Origin of the sequence: Paenibacillus taichungensis, from assembly GCF_003287275.1 — a bacterium.
Taxonomy (GTDB): domain Bacteria; phylum Bacillota; class Bacilli; order Paenibacillales; family Paenibacillaceae; genus Paenibacillus; species Paenibacillus taichungensis_A.
In genome coordinates, this window is sequence record NZ_QEVW01000012.1 from 30,003 (window position 1) to 48,250 (window position 18,248).

Sequence of the window (18,248 nt, forward strand, 5' to 3'; positions counted from 1 at the left end):
TCCTCTCTATTGGTAGTGAACCTTGCGGCTCAGCAACTTGAAGTAGACTAGCGTAAGCAGACCAACGACAACGAGCAGTATAACTCCTGCTGCCGATACATAACCGATCTTGAAATAGCGGAATCCATACTCGTAGATGTAAAAGACGAGCGTATTGGTTGAATTGATTGGACCCCCGTTTGTCATAATGGCAATGGTCTCAAACACCTGGAATGAACTGATCAGATTAATGATGATTAAGAAGAATAGTGTCGGCGAAAGCATGGGAAGCGTAATTTTGTAGAATTTGCGCCACCAATTGGCCTCGTCCAGCGCTGAGGCTTCATACACATCCCTGGAAATGCTTTGGAGGCCCGCGATGAAGATGAGGGCGTTATAGCCCACGCCTTTCCAGACCGAAACAAGCACAAGCGACAGTAATGAACTGTCTGGACTACTCAGCCATGCCAGTTTAGGCAAACCAACCATATCAAGCAAACCGTTAAGCAATCCGAATTTGGGATCCATCAGCCACATCCACACCAGGGAGACCGATACAAGTGAAACAATATGTGGACTGAAAAGCGCACCCTGAACAAACCCGTACCATGCCCCTTCCCGATTCAGCCAGATCGCAAGCAGAAGTGAAATCACAATGGATAAGGATACGGAAAGAAGCGTATAGTTCAAGGAATTGCTTAACACCTGAAGAAATGCACTATCCTTAAATAATTCAACAAAGTTATTGAATCCTACGAACTCTTTGACAGGATTAATAAAATCCCAGTTGTAAAAGCTTAAGAAGATCATATAGAAGATTGGATAAAGGAAAAAAATGGAGAATACTGTGATGGAGGGAGCCACCAATACATAGGGACGGAGCTTGGACCAGACAGTCATGAATATCCTCCTCCCAGGACAATCAGCTCTCCCGTTTCGGACAGCTCATGCTGACGAGCACGCACACCGTTCCGATCAAAATAGTACAGATCCTGCATAGACACGATGATGTTTACCTCGAAAGCTGACTCCAACGGTTTCAAGAAGCTCTTCACGGCGATAAGTCCAAGCGCGGAATCCAGTTGATAGATGATCTCTGCTCCCAGTGTCTCGCGTGTCATGATATGGGCTGAGAACTGAATATGCCCGGTCTGCGGTCTGTTTTCAAGCGTCATCGTTGCTTTCTCTGGTCGAAAGCCAATATGGCCAATATCATCATGAAGCTGCCCATTCCAAAAAGGCAGGATACGTTCACGATTAATCACATTCATCGGCGGTGTACCGATAAACTGCGCTGTGAAAACATTATCCGGATCATTGTAGATTTTCATAGGACTGTCTGCTTGTTGAATACGCCCTTTATTCATGATGACGATGCGATCTCCCATGGACATGGCCTCAACCTGGTCATGAGTTACAAAAACAAAGGTTGCGCCCAGCCGTTTGTGAAGCTGAATCAGTTCCGTGCGCATCTGATGGCGTAGCTTGGCATCCAGATTCGATAATGGCTCGTCCATCAGGAAGACTGCGGGACTTTTAACCATGGCCCGAGCCAAGGCAACCCGCTGGCGTTGACCTCCGGACAGAGCTTGGGGTTTCTTATGCAAATACTCTGCCAGGCCGACGACCTCGGTGATCTCCTTGATCAGTCGCTCACGTTCGGGCCGAGGCACCTTGCGATTTACTAATCCAAACTCAATGTTTTCCTTAACTGTCATCATTGGATATAATGCATAGTTTTGAAATACCATCGCCACATTACGCTTGCCCGGCTCTACCTCATTGACACGATGGTCCCCAATCCAAATTTCACCACCCGTTTCTTTCTCAAGTCCTGCAATCATGCGGAGTGTCGTCGATTTTCCACAGCCGGACGGGCCGACCAATACCGTAAAGGAACCATCCTCAATGGTCAGATCGAGACCTTCGATAACTTTGTCCTGCTTGAAGCTTTTTTCGATCTGCTTTAATACAATTTGAGCCACGACATTCCCTCCTTTTTCTTCACATTATTGTGCGGCCGATGCTATTCGAACGGATAAGATAAGGTCGTTTTCTTCACCCAATGCATTAGCAACAGGTCCAAAGCCGGGCGTATCAAGACAAAAACTCTGAATATCATTACTGAGATCAGTATCCAGCATACGTTGGTGAGTTATTATTACTTCACCCTCATGAACTTCAATAACGCGGTATGCTGGTACATCGAGACAAGCTGCAGTCTGTACATAATGCCATGCTCCTTGCTTAACGATGGAATTCATGTGGTTATGTCCGCAAAAATAGATTCCACCTTCCGGTCGACTGTTGAATATGCTCCTCAGTTCATCCTGGGGGCGGATGTAAAGCTTATCTAATGTCGAGCGCGCAGTCGTATCAAATACCGGATGATGCCCGAAGACGAGTACTTGCTTTTCATGTGAATCGGCAATTTGGCCTTTAATCCATGTCAGCTGCTCTTCGTCTAGCTCCCCTCCCCAATCCTCTCGGTTCATTTCCTGGGCAGTATCCATAAAAATCAACCTGACGTGAGGCGTATCAATAGCCCGGTAGCGCACCTGACCTGTTATCATGGAAATTTCATGCTTTGGCAGCGAATACGTATCATGATTACCCAGCACATGAATGAATTCCCGTTCACTTTTTGCAAGCATGGAGAAAATGGATCGAAGTTCCTGAGCCGTTCCTTCATGCGTTAAATCACCAATTGAGATATGATAGTCCGCATCCTCCTTCAGAAAAGCCTTGAACATATGCTCATATGCCCGGACTCTTGCAGCCCTCATTTCTTCCGTCCCGTGACTCATGCTTGAATAGTGAAGATCACCAAGTAATGCCAGACGCATAAACGCCACCTCCATCTTTATTTTGTATACCTTGTGGTTCAAGCCTTCTCCACATGCATCACATTGGAAGGCTTTGGATAGACCTGCTGCTCCATGATGAATTCGTTAAATGAAGGCCATATATAATCCGGAACGATATCTGTCTTTCCGATATCCTCTTTTGAAGAGATCCCCGTAAGCACGAGCGCAGTCTTCATTCCATTTTGCTGTCCAAATAAAATATCTGTTTCCAGCCGATCACCTATCATGAGGCATCTGCTGCGATCCACATCCAATAGTTGAAGTGCCTTCTCTGCATAATAGCGGGAAGGCTTGCCAATCACGACCGATGCTTTCCGCTGGCTGGCCGCCTCAATCGAGCTTAGAATGGCTCCTGTATCCGGAATGATATCCCCTTGAACGGGACAACAGTTGTCCGGATTAGTTGCAAGCAGAGCCGCTCCGTGCCGAACTGCTTTGGCCGCCAGATGGAGCTTATCGTAGTTAAATCCCCGATCCATTCCGACTAACACATGTGTTGATTGATATGGATCTTCGGTCATGGCTATCCCAAGTGCCCGAAGTTCCCTCCGCAAAGCCTCCTCACCTACAACCAGCACCTTGGCGTCCGGCGCATGCTCTGCAAAATACATTCCCGACAGGTAACCTGCAGTCAGAATTTCATCAGGCTGGCACGAAATGCCCAAACTCAGCAGCCGTTGGTAGCAATCTTCCTTGGTATGAACGGGAGTATTGGTAAGGAACAACAGGCGCTTGCCTCGTGAACGCAAGTTGTTTATGAAGCTATTCACGCCAGGAAGCCTCATCTGGCCAATATAGATCGTCCCGTCCAAATCAAAGCAATAAGCATCGTAAGCATATACATCTTCCATGACGTTAATCCTGCCCGCTCACAATGAGCTGGACAACTCCAATACATCGATGAAGCTTTCCAGTTCGTCAGTGCAGATCCATACGGACGGATACTCCTGAAATTTTTTCATGACGGAAGTCTCGTTGATTGTCCACGCCATCAACTGGATTCCTAATTCTTTGCATTGATGAATGTAATGCTCGGTCACAAAAGCATGGTGTATGGACAAGAACGTCGCACCTATCTCTAATGACCAGTCCAGAATAGCTTTCGAACAGCCGAAGGTAATGAGACCGATACGCACATCGCCAGATCGTTCCCTGATCTTCTCCAGGGCATCGAAATCAAATGACGTAATGACCACCTGATCCAGCATGCTCAATTCCTCGATAACTTCAAGCACCCTTTTCTCCAAAAGAGGGTAATAGCTTCCCATCTGCTTAAGCTCAATGTTAAGTTGAATCTTACCCTTCAAAGCACGCAGCACCTCTTCAAGGGTTGGAATATGTTCATCTTGCCTGATTTGTAAAGATTGCAGCTCCGAAGCAGTATAATCAGCCACTCTGCCTGTTCCATTTGTCATGCGGTCAAGCGTATGGTCATGAATCACCACTGGAATTCCATCCTTGCTGAGATGAACATCCAGTTCGAGATGTGTGAAACCAAGCTCTACCGCCTTTAAAAAGGAAGACATTGTATTTTCAGGATACTTACTTGGATAGCCGCGATGAGCAACTGCTTGAATGATCATGCTCTGTTACCTCCTGTTATATATTTTTGGACAACACAAAAAACCCAGCAGCAAATCACCCTCCTTCAACATCAAGGTTGTATTGATTTACTTACCACCGGGTTTTCTCGTCGTCTCCACCCAAGGATAAATGTATGAAATTAATTAATTCCAGAATTTCTCATGGCCTACTGAAACAAAATCTGCCCCGCTCTTTAATGCTTGTTGTATTTCTTCCTCATACCGGATAAGGCCACCCACAATCAATGGCTGCGAGATTCGTTCTTTTAGTTCTTGGATGACTCGAGGCATCAACCCCGGCATCAGTTCAACCTCATCAGGCTTATAGCTCATAATCATACGAACCGCTGTCGTTATTGCTGCCGTATCAATGGCGAATATGCGCTGAATGCTTAATATTCCCGCTTGCTTGGCCGCAGAAACTGCGTTGCTCTTTGTCGTCACGATCCCGTCGATGTTGAACACATCTGCAAGATATTGAATTGCTGAGGCATCTCGTCCAATCCCCGACACCATCTCGGTATGCACATATGCCTGTTTGCCACTTTGATGCAGACTCTCTATGATTGAACCCAGATTGGTAATGTTACCTGTCATCAGAATAACTCGCTGCACATCGCTTGCTATAGCTCGTGAAATTTGTTCATCTGTCGTAATGGAGGCTATGATGGGATAATTATTCATGAGTCAGTCCTCGTTCCCTCGTTTGTCTTCTTAAATGTTAAAGCTAAAGTATTCGTTATGTATCATTGTGATGTAAACGGGTTGTTAATTTTCACCTTTGTCAAATAGAGAAAGTCGTGATCCTGTTTTCCCATCAAAAAAAAGCGCCCCCTATAAAGGAGCACTTCGGCTTTTGACACCCCGTCTAAATTTTCGCCTTCTCCTCTTCCGCCATTGACCGGATGTAGAAAGCACCCAGCACCGAGCAGAGCAGGAATGAGAAGAAAGCAATCGCTGCGGCTTGTTCACGCTCCTGGAAAACGCTGAAGACCTGCTGCATGGAAACACCAAGCATCTGCGGAGAGTTGGCTCCGATCAGATAAGGCGCAGTGAAAGAGCCAATAACCCCCATGAAGACAAAGGTCAGGGCAACAAGGAATGTCTTGTACGACAGCGGGAAAATAAACCGGGTAAACAGCGTCAGCCTGCCTACACCCACATCCTTTGCACTCTCAATGATCGATGAAGGAATGCCCGACAGCGCGGAACTGAGCAGCATTGTCGTAAATGGAATGTTGAACCATAGGTTGGCGATGATAATCCCTTTCTCGTCAAAAATGATGCGTGGCAGCGTGATTCCGACCACTTCAAGCATTCGGGCGAGCCAACCATGATTGCCAAGCAAGTTGATTAAACCATAAGTTGCGATGACACCAGGGATGAACAGCGGAATCATGTACGTTTTACGAATCAGATTAACGATCGGCCCCTGGTTGAAGCGCATATAAATCGCCAACGTGTAGCTGACCAAGATCACGGCAACACACGTAATGGCAGTCACCTTAAGTGTAAATACGATATTGCTTCGCATCCCCTTATCTGTGAACAGATAGGTATAACGGCTTAGATCGTATCCGCCTGAACCGTTGCTTAGGCTCATGATGAAAGATTGAACAATCGGAATAATGACGACGATCAACAGGATAGCGAAGGAGGGGAGCACCATCGCCAGGCCTGTGATCGACTGTCTAGCTTCCTTACTCATTTCGCAGCAACGTCGCTCTGCCAGCGTTTGTTAATTTCCGTGCCCAGATCCCCGATGTTGAACGTACGGAAGCCTTCTGCCACACCGTCGAATTTATTCTGCATTTCCTGTGACATGTTGGAGAGTTCAATGCCTGGGAAACCATTCATTTTGTCAACGATCACTTCCTGAGCTTCAGGGGACAGTACAAAGTTCAGGAATTCATTGATCGCTTCCTTCTTGTCCGACTCCTGGTTGACCATCAGGTATGTTGGTCCCCCGTTGAAGCCCGGCGTGATCTGCTGCATCTTAATTGTATCCGGCAACAAACCTTCGTTCAGCTGCTGCAACACCATGTCGGACCAGGCCGGAATTAAGGATACTTCGCCATTCATCAGTAGATCCAGCGTGCCCTGGTTTTTCTTCGGATAGATTCCCTGCCCATAGACATACGGTCCGATTTCTTTGAGCGTGTCGAAACCGCCGTCCCACTTCTCCATAATCGCCGGATCAGAGTTGTGGATGTCTTCTTCCGGCAGGTCCTTGTAGACAATCGTCTGGACGAACGAGCTGCCGGAACCACCCGTTGATGGGTCATTGTAGGCGAACTGCTCAGGATTGGCTTTGATCCATTGCAACAGCTCGTCCAGCGTAGTTGGTGGATTGGAGATTTTGCTGCTGTCATAGGCCAGAACCACGGCGGACGAGCGATACGGAACAGCGAAGTTGTCCACGTCCTTCATCGTGTCTGTGTTGACTTTGCTCAGGTTAGGAATGTCTTTCGCGTTCAGTTGCTCCCAAACACCATCCTTTGTGCCCTGCGCGACGGAGGTGATTCCGTCCTCGTACAGATCAATGTCTCCTGAGCCCTTACCCGCTTTCTTGGCGGCCACGATCCGGTCGTAGGTCGGCTCAGCGCCAGTACCGGACGGGATATAGACCAAATTCACGTCGATATCCGGATGCTGTTTCTCAAACATTGGCTCCAGTGAATCCCACAGATCCTTGACGTTCTGAGAGCCCGTAAAGTAGAAGTTAAATTTCACCGGATCGCTCGATGCAGCAGCGTTCCCCCCGGTGGTGGTACTTTTAACCTCGCTTCCGTTTCCACACCCTGCCAGCAATGACACTGATAATCCCACAACAGTCAACAATGATAAAAATGGCTTTTTCATACGCATATCATTCATCCTCCTCAGTTCGATTCATCGACCGGAAATCCGGTCATTTTCGAGATCGAGACGCCGACGTCTTTTCCTACCTGCAGCTGCACAACCAATTCCTTGTTCAGAAAAGCACGTATAATGCCGAATTCCACCAGTTCCACGGTAACTTCGGCGTAATGTCCAAGAATCATTACCTGCTTGACCTTGCCCGCCAGTGTACCTTCACCCATCGTAGTACTGCTCACCTGTACGTCTTCTGGTCGGACCGCAGCCGTCACCTGTCCGCTTAACCCTTTCTCGTTCGGCAGGCTAAGATGTCCAATCCGGATGCTCTCCCCTTCCGCCACCCCCTTAAGGAAATTCATTTTGCCTATAAAACCGGCGACATATAATGAAGCAGGCTCATCATAAATCTGCTGAGGATGAGCAATCTGCTCGATGCGTCCGTGATTCATGACGATAATGCGGTCGGACAACGACAGTGCTTCTTCCTGATCATGCGTGACAAAGACCATTGTCAGCCCTGTCTTCATTTGGATCTCACGCAGCTCCTCACGCATTTCGTGCCGCAGCTTGGCGTCCAGCGCCGAGAAAGGCTCGTCCAACAGCAGTACCGCCGGATTCAGCAGCAGCGACCGAGCCAGCGCAACCCGCTGCTGCTGTCCACCCGAAAGCTCGGCCGGATATTTCTTCTCGAAACCCGACAGTCGGACCAGCTTGAGCGCATCCTCGACCGCTGTGCGGATCTCTTCCTTCGGCATTTTGCGGATCTTCAGGCCAAACGCCAGATTGTCGTATACCGACATATGCGACCATAAATTATAGCTCTGGAACACCATTGAGGTCGGCCGTTTCTCCGGTGGCAGTTGAATGACACTCTTGCCCTCGATCAAAATGTCACCAGAGTCCGGTTCGAGAAATCCGCCGATGCTCCGTAATACGGTAGTTTTCCCGCACCCAGAGGGACCAAGAAGGGTGACCAGTTCGCCTTTTTCGATATCGATGTTGATACCGCTGACCCCGTCACCCGTTTTGTAACGTTTGGCTAACTCTCGTACAGACAACTGCATACTTCTGCCTCCCTTTGCTTCGGTATATCGACCGAAACACTTTTATTTCATTTGAAAACCGCTCGCCAGCACATCCGCACTCACCAGCCGCTGGGCTGCCACTAGCAGAATAATGGTCGGCAGCGTCAGGATGATTGAGAATACGGCTCCGGCGCTGCTCGGAAAGTCGGAAATAATGGAGTACATGACGATTGGCATTGTTTTGTAATCCGGAATACCGACCAGGAACGTCCCCTGCGCTTCATCGAGCGAATTGAGGAACGTGAAGATTGAAGCGACCATGATGCCGGGCATCGCCATTGGCAGGGTGATGCTGCGGAACACTTTGAAGGGGCTTGCCCCAACGTCACGCGCCGATTCCTCCTGCGCCCGGTGCACGTTGCGAAAGGCGGAGGTTGGAATCCAGGTCATGAACATCAGCACATTGATCATATGGATCAGCACAACGCCGAGCAGCGTATTCATTAATCCAATCCGGTAGAAAAGAACCGCGATGGAGACGTACAACCCCATTTTCGGAAAAGCGTGCGTCAGCAGGAATGAGAACAGGAACATCCGCTTCAGCGGAAACTGGAGTCTTGCGAAGGCATACGCTGCTGGGATGCAGACGACGATGGACAGCAGGGTCACCAGAGTAGCAATGAGGAATGACAGTGAGATCGACGAGACAATATCGTCCTTCGCCAGTACGAACTCCCACCATTTGAAGCCCCATACCTGAGGCAGAATATCCGGATAATTCCACTTTTCGCTAAAGGCAAGTACAAGCAGGTTGACCAGCGGACCCGCGAAAAAAACGGCGAACACGGTCAGCAGCACAAATTCGATTATTCTTCTCGGACCTACGTGTTTCCAGTACCAGGACATGTTCCGTCCTCCCTTCCATTCGTCGATTGACGGACAATCACTTCGCTTTCGTATTCAATCAGGCGCGGCACACTCCCCTCGCCGCTAATCAGGCGATCCAGAATCGATACTGCGTCTCGGCCGATACCAGACGCATCCACGCTGACGGTAGTCAGCGATGGGTGGTACATGCCGGCCACTTCGGTATTGTCGTAGCCCATAACGGATACTTCCTCCGGAACGCTGACTCCGCGTTCCATCAGCACCTTCATCGCCCCTAGTGCAAGCATGTCATTTGTACTGAACAGAGCACTGTATCGTCCCTCGCGGAAGGCCACATAATGCTCCTCCATCAGCTTCCGACCGGAATCAAAGCTTGATTCCGATGACTCGACAACGATAAACCCGTCTTGTTCACAACTAACGCCGAGGGATTCAAGCCGCTTTCTGAAGCCCTCCAATCGCAGTGAGTGGCTCCGATGCTCGCCCGGTCCGGCGATGATAAAGAATTTGCGGTGTCCAATATCATATAAATGCTGTGCCGCCCGTTCTCCACCGGCCTCATCGTTGCTAACGAGATGCACGACGTCCGGATCTTCCGTCGATCCGTTCACCATCAGATATGGGATATTGAAGTTTTTGACGTAATCAATGACGTTCTTCTGTAGCCGACTGACCAGAATGAGCCCATCCACCCGCTGTTCCAGCATATAATCGGTGGAGCGCAGCGACATTTCCCGGTCGGTCTTCAGGAAAATTGAGTAGCCCATCTCTTCAGCGGACATCAGTATCTCGTCAATGATTCTGCCATACAGTGTGTGGGACACAATCGGCAGCCTGTCACGGAAAACGATAACTCCGATATTGTAGGTACGCTTGGCAACCATCGCTCTGGCGACAGCGCTCGGCTTGTAGCGAAGCTGCTCGACCGCCTTGAGAACACGATCCCGGACTTCCGGACTCGCGTATCCATTTCCGGAAATCACCCGAGAAGCGGTCGATTTCGATACACCGGCCAGTTGGGCCAGCTCCCGCAGACTATGATTCAACTTATTGTCCAATCCCTATTCTCCTTTGCAAAATCCGTTTCTTCCCGGACGGCAATCAGCTTCTCCGGATCACGGGTTGTTATCGAGTCCACGCCCAACTGTGCTAGTCGCCGCATGTCGTCCGCCTCCATAACCGTCCAGACGTAGATATCCAGACCGCTTCGCTGCACAGCTTCCATTAGTTCGGGCTGAACGACCTGATACGACACGTTAATTCCAAAGCAGCCGGCTTCGCGAGCATTTGCACACGCCTTGAACACTGCCTCGTCGTAGCTCAGACTCCCGAAGCTTTGCATGTTCACATTAAGCAACCTGCGGATGCTTGGAGCGTACTGGCTAGCTTTAACCGCTGACCCGTAATCGCAGCCACTGAGAAACACCATCTCCTCCATATCCATCCGATTCACCAGGGTGGAGATCGGCTCCAGAACGCTGTCTGATTTGATATCAAGATTCATAATTTTACCGGCTGCGCGTATCTGCTCAAGCACATCCTGAAGCGTTAGAATAGGCGCTAGTCTAGCGTTGTTCAACTCCTTCAGTGTCATTTCTGCAAGACTGCAGCAGCTTCCATCTGCCAAAGTAATATCGTCATCGTGGGCGAGCACCGGCACGCCGTCCCGAGTCGAACGGATATCGTCTTCGTAAATATCTACGCCAAGTGTTATGGCTGCCTGAAGTGACTCGAAAGAATGATCTGGATGGCCCATGCAGCCAGTATGGGCTGTGATCAGGGGGAATTTGTTCATCGCTGGAATCCTCCTTCTTCGAAATAGATCGCGTTGGTAAAGGCAATCAGCACATGGACTCCTCGTACGGTTCCCCACAGCTCGGCGCGAATCCACCTGCGGGGGATATCTGGAGCGGACTCCCTCAGTTGTGCTTCAAATTGCATCAACTGTTCATCCAATGAAAACGGAACTTCAAGATTAAGCTCCTCGCCCAAATTGGAACACAGCTTCAATCTGCAGACCTGCTTCTGTAGCGACCACAGTCCGGTGCGTACCGAAAAGTCCAGCAGCAAGTTCGCCCGGATCGGCTCCTCTGCAGCTTCCCGTTTCTCGACTACCGTTGGAACCGTAGAGCCGATTGCATAGAGTGCACCTCCAGCTTCCAGCGTCAGGGTCAGCAGAGGACCTATCGTTACGGACGCACGCCCTTCCCGCAGCGCTTGGATAAGCGTTTCTTCATGGAGCGAAAGGGCTGTCGATCCCTCATTCCCTGCCACTGCGTTGTCTTCGATGCCGAGGTACGTAACCGAGATCGGATCGTCTGTATCGCCCTGCGCATGCCAGTCCCTGCCTGAAGTGGCTGCAATCCGATATCCTTCATTCAGCTTGTGAGTCCAAAGATCAAATGCTCGCCGATTGTTCGTTTGAATGGAAGGGAACGTGCCAGACCAGACTTCAATGTAATCGACTGCGGACCAGTTCCCAATCTCGTATTCCCAGAAACAACCGGTACAGGCCGGACTGCCGATTCGGAAGGGATGAGCAAGCCCGGCGATTCCACCGAGGCGATGCACGTTCTCGATCCCCTCATCGATTCCATCCCGATTCGATTGACGCCAGTCGGCAAAAGCACTCAGCCCTATCGTCACCATATGGCCGTAAAAAGTGGTCCACTCCATGCCGGGGATGATTCGCAGTCCGTATTTCTGCTCGATTTCCGCTTTGCCGCTTAAGCCGGACATCGTATTGTGATCGGTCAGCGCGATGGCGTCAAAGCCCAGATTGACTGCTCCCTCTGCCAGTTCTCCCAGCGTCTGACTGCCATCGCTGTGCAGCGTATGTGTATGCAGTTCACAGGCGAACCACTTCATATCGAGTCCTCCTCTGTCGTCCAGACTTCCAGCCGGTAAGCGCACGTATCGGTCACGATACAGTGCAGGCTTAATGTGACGCTCCAGGGCCCCGGAACCAGCTCGCCCGCCATAAGGCCGGGAGAAGCTTCTCTCTCCGATACGTGTAGATCCTGTACCTCGTCTTGGCGGTGGCATGCCCCACGATATCCCCGTGCATCGTCCAGCGAGAGTGTGATCAGATTTTTCAGAGGGAGATGCCGGTCAGCATTGGCAATCGCGTATTCCCGATGTTCCGGCAAAATGTATAGATCGTAACTGTCCTTGAGCAACCGCAGCGCCTTCTCCCGATTTTCGAGCTTCTTCGGCGTATATTGTAATCGCAGGTTCAGCTTTCCACAGCCCTCTTCCAATTCAAATGGAATGCGGATATGTGTTTTGGAATCCTCCGGAGATGCATATCCTTGTAGATCCAGCAGCTTCATTGCGCCGCACCACCTTTCATTATTCCGTTATCTTCATGACTTACGTTATGCATGTTTTTCTGAATGTGGGACCGTTCCCACATCCAATACTTATGTTACGCGCAAAAAATCAGATCTGTATCTGCATCGTGTTAATATTCTGTAAATGCAAAAAAGACCAGACTTCTATTAAAAGAAGACCGGTCTTTTTATCTTTTTATCACTAGATTGTTTTCGCACTGCATACGAGTAGCAACACATAAATTTTCTCTTGAATGGATTATTAAAATCGATTGATTGAAAATGGAGAAATATTATGTTCCGTTTTCCCTGATATAATCAAATCACTTAAAATCTGTCCAACTACACTACTAAATTTAAAGCCATGTCCTGAGAAACCTGAGGCAATGGCAACGTTAGGATAGCTAGGATGTGTATCGATAATGAAATCTTCATCGGGAGTCATTGTATACATACACGTTTTACCAAACTTCAATTCTTGTGCAGAGGGCATATAGTGTTGTAAAAATTGTTTTAAATCTGTCGTGTCTTCCTCTAGTTCACCAAATCCCAGGATGGCTTCATCTGGATCGATTGTATCTCCTCCATCATGTCGGCCTAATTTTAATCCGGAACCATCGATGCTTGGGAAACCATAATAATGCCCGTCGGCTGTTTCAAACGAAAAGGCGGGGAACTCCTTATGATTATATAAATCTTCATTAGTATCGAACCAGGCAAATGTTTTTCTTATAGGATTAAGAGGAAGATTTAAATCCAACATGGAAAGGAGACTTCCTGACCAGGCCCCTGCTGAAACTACTAACGCATTAGCACTAAAAGTATGATCATCGGTCTTGATGGTAACTCTTTTATCATGAACCATGATTTCTTTTACTTTACTATTGGTTATGATGGTGGCTCCGTTTTGCTCTGCGAGTTCTCGATATGCTTCAATGCATTCCTCACATTTCAACACTCCTGAGGTTGGTTCGTAGCAACCAATGTAATTGTTCGGTAAATTGATGCCTGGCCAGCGCTTATTTACTTCAATGGAATCTAATATCTCAAGTGGCAACGAATAGGTTCTCGAGCTTGAAATGATATTTTGGATAAAATCTGTTTTCTCGTAACCCACGTTTATAACCCCCGTAGGAAGAAATAATTGTTTTCCTGTCACTTTCTCTAAGTCATTCCATAATTCTTGAGCCTTGAGCGCTAACGGAACATAATTTTCACCTTCACCATACGCATGGCGAATGATTCTCGTCTCTCCGTGATGACTGCCTTGGTTATGGGGTGGGTTAAAGGAATCGATTAATAATGTACTCTTCCCACTCTTGGATAAAAAATAACCAGCTGCCATCCCCATTGAACCTGCTCCTATTACAATTACGTCATAATGCATTGCAAGTTACCTCCTTGTAAGAAATCCCCATGTAACTTAAGTATTAAGTATGGCAAGTATTCTTCTATATTACTAATGATATTAATACTTAACAATTGCGCTATCCTGGGCATGATACCCAAGTCATAATAAAAAAACCGCATAACAACGCGGTTTTCTTAGATTCATAAATTTATTATTACTGAGCCGTTAAAATCAGCGGTCCATCCGACGTGATTGCGATCGTATGTTCATATTGTGCCGACAACTTGCCGTCGGCCGTTCTCGCTGTCCACTGATCGTCGTCGATCGTGATACGGAACGTACCTTCGTTGATCATCGGTTCAATCGTAAACACCATGCCTTCTTTTAATCGAATGCCTTTGCCGGCTACACCGATATGCTCATAGGTCGGCTCCTCGTGCAGGCTCCGCCCGATCCCGTGTGCCAGCAGATCTCGTACGACCGAGTACCCATGCGCTTCCGCATGCTGTTGAATCGCCGACGTTATGTCGCCGAGCCGGCCCCCGGGTATAGCCCGGGCAATTCCCAGATCTAAGCATTCCTTTGTCACCTTCATTAATTTTTGCACTTCCGGCCGAATATTTCCCACGGCATAGCTCATACACGAATCACCTAACCATCCCCCGTATTCCGCCACGATGTCGAGTTTCAGCAAATCACCGTTCATAAGTACCCGGTTCGAGGGAATACCGTGGGCCACCACATCATTTATCGAAATGCAGGTTTCGGCGGGAAAACCATTATACCCTTTTGTAAACTGCTTGCCACCAAGTTTGCTGATGTGTCTAGCAACAAAATCATTGATTTCCCGCGTGGTGATCCCAGGCTCGATCAGTTTGGTTACCTTACGATAGCAGTCCGCAACAATTTGGCTCGCCGGCTTCATTTCTTCAATTTCTCTAGGTGATTTTATAATGATCATCTTTTATTTATTCGCTCCTTATCGATCCTATAATTTTAGAAACCGGACGATATCCACTGCCTCTTCGTGCAGCTTTTCACGGCGCAGCGAGAGTGAGGCGCAGCCAACCAAGGCGGCCAACAGCATTTCCGCGCGCTGTAGCCGATACGACTGCTCCGCCTTGTTTCCGCTGGAAGCGACATCCTCGTCCGCCGCACGCTCGGTCTCCACAAGCGCGGCAATCGGCGCGAGCACTTCACCCTGAAAAGCGGCCGTGAGCTTGCTCGAGCGTGCTTCAGGTAGCGAGGAAAAGCCCTCGAGAGACAGCTTATACAGTAGGTATAGGGCGTGGTCCTCCGCCCAAAGCTGCAGAATCCGCACGCTGGCGCTGGCGACAGGGCCAAGCTCTTCGGTAGCAGCCGTTTCACGGATTTCGCGTCTGGGTCCTGATGCAGCCGAGTTCCCGGTGTCCACCGCTGGAGGCAAGTTAACATGCCCGCCTGTCATCTCCTCCCCCGAAGTCGAAGCGTGCGGGGCTACTGGTGCTCCCCCGATCCGCTCCAATGCGTCCCACAACAGATCGTGGAGCAAATCGCCTTTATTGCTGTAATAGTGGTATACCGTGCCATATCCGAGTCCTGCCTGTACAGCCACATCGCGGATTTCGAGTAGAGGTCCTTTATTCAAAAACACATCGGCAGCGGCTTCACGGATTTGCGCCAGACGCCGCAGCCGGATCTCTTCGTTTTGTTCTTTCGTGCGTGGAGTCATCTCGTCCGCCACCTCTTTCTTTTTTTGGCCTACTATTATGTCAATATAAAACATTGGTTTACGAATAACAAGAGAAACGCTGTTATAGAAATTCTATTTTATTCACTTTTATGTATTGTGCTAGTAAAATACTATTATTAGGAGAGAAAAAAGGATGGATATTCGACGAATTAAAGTACATTTCAGAGTGGAGCGATAATATGAAGAAGTCTCCGTTGTATGCAGTAACAGATCGGCTTAATATCAGACAATTTGGCTTGCAAGATATGCTGCCTTTCTACGAGTACCGAGCTAATCCAACCGTTTCCCAGTTCCAGTCCTGGGAGAACTTTTCGTATGAGGATGCCGAATTGTTTGTCGAAAAGCAAATGAACCACATTCCTAACCAGCCAGGTACATGGTTTCAATTCGCTCTTGCCTTAGCGGATTCGGATCTGCTTATTGGAGATTGCGCTCTGCATACACCACTTAATGAACCGAGAATTGTGGAGATTGGGTTTACCCTCTCCCCTGAGTATCAAGGACATGGATATATCCATGAAGGGCTAAAGGCGTTGTTGGATTATATTTTTAGAACACTGGGTAAACACAAGGTAATTGCATTTACGGATGTACGGAACGACAAATCCATTCGAGTTCTTGAACGCTTAGGCATGAGGCGTGAAGGGCATTTGTTGCAAAACTACATGTCCAAAGGACACTGGGTGGACGAGTATCAGTACGCCATTCTCCAATCGGAGTGGTTAATTGACTAATCAATTCATGAGGGGAGGTGCTCTATGCCATTCAAAATGACAGAAGCCATTGAGATTCTGGAGCGTACACCACAGACGTTAAAGCACTTGTTATCTGGACTTTCCGAAGGCTGGTTGACTTGCAATGAAGGGGAAGAAACCTGGAATGCTCAGGAAGTCATCGATCACCTTATTGAGGGAGAGAAAACCAATTGGATGACCAGGTTAACGTTTATTTCCAATGAGGGGGGAAGCAATAAACCCTTTCCGGCATTTGATCGTTATTCGCATTTAGGTAGAACATCGGAGGAATCGATCGAGGATAAGTTACTTGAATTTGATATATTGAGAACACGGAACATTACCGGACTCAAGGAACTAATGGATTCTGAAGCAAAGCTGGAGCAAACGGGAACCCATCCCGCATTTGGTACAGTTACGGCCAGCGAATTAATTGCTACATGGGCCGTTCATGATTTAACACACATCGCACAGATCGTTCGGATAATGGCCAAAAGATACGATTCGGATGTGGGACCTTGGAAAGAATATTTGGGTATTTTAAAATAAAGACCACTCAATATAATCGTGTCATATCTCTTCATTGTTAAAAAAAACAGACGTACCATGGGATGCCCCAAGCGAGTACCCCGGTTTAATACGTCTGTTTTTTAACGAGTAAACAACGTACTTTACGATAACTTTGATTTGCAGATCTGCATTACCAACCGTACACGCCCTGCTCATTCAAGAATTCGCCGTTATGATGTTTGCCATCTGTCGCATAACCCACAATAATCGCAGCGGCCTCTTCTTTCGATTTCCCCCCTTCAGCATTACCGTTTAGGTCTGTTGATGTGAAACCGGGGGTTACCGCAAATACTTGAGCTCTGCTTCTTTTCAGTTCATACGCCATGGAAACTGTCATAGCATTGTTGGCGGTTTTGGATGAGTTATAGTCGAACGCGTTTAAAGCAAACCCCGCATTTTGCATATGATCCAGCGAAGCCATGTCGGTCGATACATTAACAATTGTGCCTTCGTTATCTTTGATTAACGGGAACAAGTGCTGGTTCAGACGAAAGGTTCCGAAAAAGTTGACTTCGAAAGCATTCCTCAGATCCTCTTCTTTGGTGTCCGTAAAGGAACGGGAGAAAGCACCCGGCATACCTGCATTATTGATCAGAAGTTTTAAGTCCGGATAATCCTTGATTATCGTAATGGCTGCCCGTTTGATGCTTTCCAAGTCACTCATATCAATTTGCACAAAATCTATGTCTAACCCCTCGGAATTTAACTCAGCTACAGCCGCTTCGCCCCGTTCTGCGCTGCGTGCACCAAGTATGACTCTCCAGCCGGCCTGACCTAACTGCTTGACGATTTCGAATCCGATTCCTTTATTTGCTCCAGTTACAAAAGCCGTCTTCTTCATGCAAATCCCCTTTTCTCTCATTTGATTTCATTAACAATGTATAAGTTACTATGCTACACTTAGTGTAGGTCAACCATAAATTTTGATAAAAGAGGGTTAGCATGTTAACGATTGGTGAAGTAGCGAAGAAAGTCGATATCGCTATCGGGGCGATACGCTTTTACGAAAGAAAGGGACTGTTGAAGCCTGCTGCGCGAAGTGAGCAGAATAACCGTCTTTACACGGAAGATGATCTGAACTGGCTGGTTTTTATCAAGTGCCTTCGCGAAACCGGGATGAGTGTGGAGGACATCAAAACGTATTATGACAAGGTAAATGAAGGAACCTCAACCCTGCCGGAACGAACCAAACTGATTCAAGATCAAAGGCAGAAGCTGTTGGAAGATATCGAGGAGAAAAAAGCGCAGCTCGTTCATTTGAATAACAAACTGGAGCGATATTATCGCGGAGAAAATTATTAAGATAAGTTGAGTTTTAAAGAATACTC

General features: G+C 48.0%; 21 protein-coding genes. 3 read left to right on the forward strand and 18 right to left on the reverse strand.

All coding sequences use genetic code 11. The annotated features are described in order from the left end of the window. Positions 1-6 precede the first annotated feature (6 nt). From DC345_RS18330 to DC345_RS18410, 17 genes are all read right to left on the reverse strand, one after another. Positions 7-879 carry a carbohydrate ABC transporter permease gene (locus DC345_RS18330; RefSeq protein WP_113054286.1) on the reverse strand — a complete coding sequence of 291 codons (873 nt, stop codon included), beginning with the start codon at positions 877-879 and terminating at the stop codon, positions 7-9. Continuing rightward, positions 876-1,964, reverse strand: a complete 1,089-nt coding sequence (locus tag DC345_RS18335; protein ID WP_113054287.1) for an ABC transporter ATP-binding protein — start codon at positions 1,962-1,964, stop codon at positions 876-878. Before DC345_RS18335 ends, DC345_RS18330 begins: the two co-directional genes overlap by 4 nt. Positions 1,965-1,988: 24 nt before the next feature. Beyond that, positions 1,989-2,825, reverse strand: coding sequence for a metallophosphoesterase family protein (locus DC345_RS18340; protein WP_181586639.1), 837 nt, complete (start codon positions 2,823-2,825; stop codon positions 1,989-1,991). 38 nt (positions 2,826-2,863) lie between these two features. Further along, complete coding sequence (locus tag DC345_RS18345; RefSeq protein WP_113054289.1) at positions 2,864-3,697, reverse strand: HAD-IIA family hydrolase; 834 nt, start codon at positions 3,695-3,697, stop codon at positions 2,864-2,866. An 18-nt stretch (positions 3,698-3,715) separates the two neighbouring features. Beyond that, positions 3,716-4,429 carry a glycerophosphodiester phosphodiesterase gene (locus tag DC345_RS18350; protein WP_113054290.1) on the reverse strand — a complete coding sequence of 238 codons (714 nt, stop codon included), beginning with the start codon at positions 4,427-4,429 and terminating at the stop codon, positions 3,716-3,718. A 144-nt stretch (positions 4,430-4,573) separates the two neighbouring features. Continuing rightward, positions 4,574-5,113: a glycerol-3-phosphate responsive antiterminator gene (locus DC345_RS18355; protein WP_064637529.1), complete on the reverse strand. Its 540-nt coding sequence runs from the start codon at positions 5,111-5,113 to the stop codon at positions 4,574-4,576. A 184-nt stretch (positions 5,114-5,297) separates the two neighbouring features. Beyond that, positions 5,298-6,137, reverse strand: coding sequence for an ABC transporter permease (locus DC345_RS18360; protein WP_064637527.1), 840 nt, complete (start codon positions 6,135-6,137; stop codon positions 5,298-5,300). Beyond that, positions 6,134-7,297, reverse strand: coding sequence for an extracellular solute-binding protein (locus tag DC345_RS18365; RefSeq protein ID WP_113054291.1), 1,164 nt, complete (start codon positions 7,295-7,297; stop codon positions 6,134-6,136). Before DC345_RS18365 ends, DC345_RS18360 begins: the two co-directional genes overlap by 4 nt. A 14-nt stretch (positions 7,298-7,311) precedes the next feature. Further along, on the reverse strand, positions 7,312-8,352 hold the full coding sequence (locus tag DC345_RS18370; protein ID WP_113054292.1) for an ABC transporter ATP-binding protein: 1,041 nt from the start codon (positions 8,350-8,352) through the stop codon (positions 7,312-7,314). Positions 8,353-8,394: 42 nt separating this feature from the next. Further along, positions 8,395-9,219, reverse strand: a complete 825-nt coding sequence (locus DC345_RS18375) for an ABC transporter permease (RefSeq protein WP_113054293.1) — start codon at positions 9,217-9,219, stop codon at positions 8,395-8,397. Next, positions 9,195-10,259 carry a LacI family DNA-binding transcriptional regulator gene (locus DC345_RS18380; RefSeq protein WP_113054294.1) on the reverse strand — a complete coding sequence of 355 codons (1,065 nt, stop codon included), beginning with the start codon at positions 10,257-10,259 and terminating at the stop codon, positions 9,195-9,197. The genes DC345_RS18375 and DC345_RS18380 overlap by 25 nt, the downstream gene beginning before the upstream one ends. Continuing rightward, a complete protein-coding gene (locus DC345_RS18385) occupies positions 10,244-10,996 on the reverse strand; it encodes a glycerophosphodiester phosphodiesterase (RefSeq protein ID WP_113054295.1) in 753 nt (250 codons plus the stop codon). The genes DC345_RS18380 and DC345_RS18385 overlap by 16 nt, the downstream gene beginning before the upstream one ends. Beyond that, positions 10,993-12,069 (reverse strand): CehA/McbA family metallohydrolase, encoded by a 1,077-nt coding sequence (locus tag DC345_RS18390; protein WP_113054296.1) that lies wholly within the window; start codon positions 12,067-12,069, stop codon positions 10,993-10,995. Before DC345_RS18390 ends, DC345_RS18385 begins: the two co-directional genes overlap by 4 nt. Then, a complete protein-coding gene (locus DC345_RS18395; protein WP_113054297.1) occupies positions 12,066-12,533 on the reverse strand; it encodes a hypothetical protein in 468 nt (155 codons plus the stop codon). The genes DC345_RS18390 and DC345_RS18395 overlap by 4 nt, the downstream gene beginning before the upstream one ends. 262 nt (positions 12,534-12,795) lie before the next feature. Continuing rightward, positions 12,796-13,920, reverse strand: coding sequence for an N-methyl-L-tryptophan oxidase (gene solA / locus DC345_RS18400; RefSeq protein WP_113054298.1), 1,125 nt, complete (start codon positions 13,918-13,920; stop codon positions 12,796-12,798). 178 nt (positions 13,921-14,098) lie between these two features. Further along, positions 14,099-14,845, reverse strand: coding sequence for a type I methionyl aminopeptidase (gene map, locus DC345_RS18405; protein ID WP_113054299.1), 747 nt, complete (start codon positions 14,843-14,845; stop codon positions 14,099-14,101). Between the two features lie 27 nt (positions 14,846-14,872). Beyond that, entirely contained in the window at positions 14,873-15,595 is a 723-nt protein-coding gene (locus DC345_RS18410) for a TetR/AcrR family transcriptional regulator (protein ID WP_113054300.1), read from the reverse strand. A gap of 200 nt (positions 15,596-15,795) precedes the next feature. Between DC345_RS18410 and DC345_RS18415 the strand changes: the two genes are divergently transcribed. Both DC345_RS18415 and DC345_RS18420 read left to right on the forward strand, forming a co-directional pair. Then, positions 15,796-16,350: a GNAT family N-acetyltransferase gene (locus tag DC345_RS18415; protein ID WP_113054301.1), complete on the forward strand. Its 555-nt coding sequence runs from the start codon at positions 15,796-15,798 to the stop codon at positions 16,348-16,350. A 24-nt stretch (positions 16,351-16,374) separates the two neighbouring features. After that, positions 16,375-16,899: a DinB family protein gene (locus tag DC345_RS18420; protein WP_113054302.1), complete on the forward strand. Its 525-nt coding sequence runs from the start codon at positions 16,375-16,377 to the stop codon at positions 16,897-16,899. Positions 16,900-17,050: 151 nt separating this feature from the next. On the opposite strand, the gene DC345_RS18425 is transcribed toward DC345_RS18420, so the two are convergent. After that, complete coding sequence (locus tag DC345_RS18425) at positions 17,051-17,761, reverse strand: SDR family NAD(P)-dependent oxidoreductase (protein ID WP_113054303.1); 711 nt, start codon at positions 17,759-17,761, stop codon at positions 17,051-17,053. Positions 17,762-17,862: 101 nt separating this feature from the next. Between DC345_RS18425 and DC345_RS18430 the strand changes: the two genes are divergently transcribed. Next, a complete protein-coding gene (locus DC345_RS18430) occupies positions 17,863-18,222 on the forward strand; it encodes a MerR family transcriptional regulator (RefSeq protein ID WP_113054304.1) in 360 nt (119 codons plus the stop codon). Positions 18,223-18,248 lie beyond the last annotated feature (26 nt).

Coding starts and splice junctions, on each gene's coding strand:
- DC345_RS18365 (WP_113054291.1), bottom strand. CDS start 7,297: ATGCGTATGAAAAAGCCATTTTTATCATTGTTGACTGTTGTGGGATTA.
- DC345_RS18360 (WP_064637527.1), bottom strand. CDS start 6,137: ATGAGTAAGGAAGCTAGACAGTCGATCACAGGCCTGGCGATGGTGCTC.
- DC345_RS18370 (WP_113054292.1), bottom strand. CDS start 8,352: ATGCAGTTGTCTGTACGAGAGTTAGCCAAACGTTACAAAACGGGTGAC.
- DC345_RS18395 (WP_113054297.1), bottom strand. CDS start 12,533: ATGAAGCTGCTGGATCTACAAGGATATGCATCTCCGGAGGATTCCAAA.
- DC345_RS18430 (WP_113054304.1), top strand. CDS start 17,863: ATGTTAACGATTGGTGAAGTAGCGAAGAAAGTCGATATCGCTATCGGG.
- DC345_RS18420 (WP_113054302.1), top strand. CDS start 16,375: ATGCCATTCAAAATGACAGAAGCCATTGAGATTCTGGAGCGTACACCA.
- DC345_RS18350 (WP_113054290.1), bottom strand. CDS start 4,429: ATGATCATTCAAGCAGTTGCTCATCGCGGCTATCCAAGTAAGTATCCT.
- DC345_RS18330 (WP_113054286.1), bottom strand. CDS start 879: ATGACTGTCTGGTCCAAGCTCCGTCCCTATGTATTGGTGGCTCCCTCC.
- DC345_RS18390 (WP_113054296.1), bottom strand. CDS start 12,069: ATGAAGTGGTTCGCCTGTGAACTGCATACACATACGCTGCACAGCGAT.
- DC345_RS18385 (WP_113054295.1), bottom strand. CDS start 10,996: ATGAACAAATTCCCCCTGATCACAGCCCATACTGGCTGCATGGGCCAT.
- DC345_RS18415 (WP_113054301.1), top strand. CDS start 15,796: ATGAAGAAGTCTCCGTTGTATGCAGTAACAGATCGGCTTAATATCAGA.
- DC345_RS18355 (WP_064637529.1), bottom strand. CDS start 5,113: ATGAATAATTATCCCATCATAGCCTCCATTACGACAGATGAACAAATT.
- DC345_RS18340 (WP_181586639.1), bottom strand. CDS start 2,825: ATGCGTCTGGCATTACTTGGTGATCTTCACTATTCAAGCATGAGTCAC.
- DC345_RS18375 (WP_113054293.1), bottom strand. CDS start 9,219: ATGTCCTGGTACTGGAAACACGTAGGTCCGAGAAGAATAATCGAATTT.
- DC345_RS18410 (WP_113054300.1), bottom strand. CDS start 15,595: ATGACTCCACGCACGAAAGAACAAAACGAAGAGATCCGGCTGCGGCGT.
- solA (WP_113054298.1), bottom strand. CDS start 13,920: ATGCATTATGACGTAATTGTAATAGGAGCAGGTTCAATGGGGATGGCA.
- DC345_RS18425 (WP_113054303.1), bottom strand. CDS start 17,761: ATGAAGAAGACGGCTTTTGTAACTGGAGCAAATAAAGGAATCGGATTC.
- map (WP_113054299.1), bottom strand. CDS start 14,845: ATGATCATTATAAAATCACCTAGAGAAATTGAAGAAATGAAGCCGGCG.
- DC345_RS18345 (WP_113054289.1), bottom strand. CDS start 3,697: ATGGAAGATGTATATGCTTACGATGCTTATTGCTTTGATTTGGACGGG.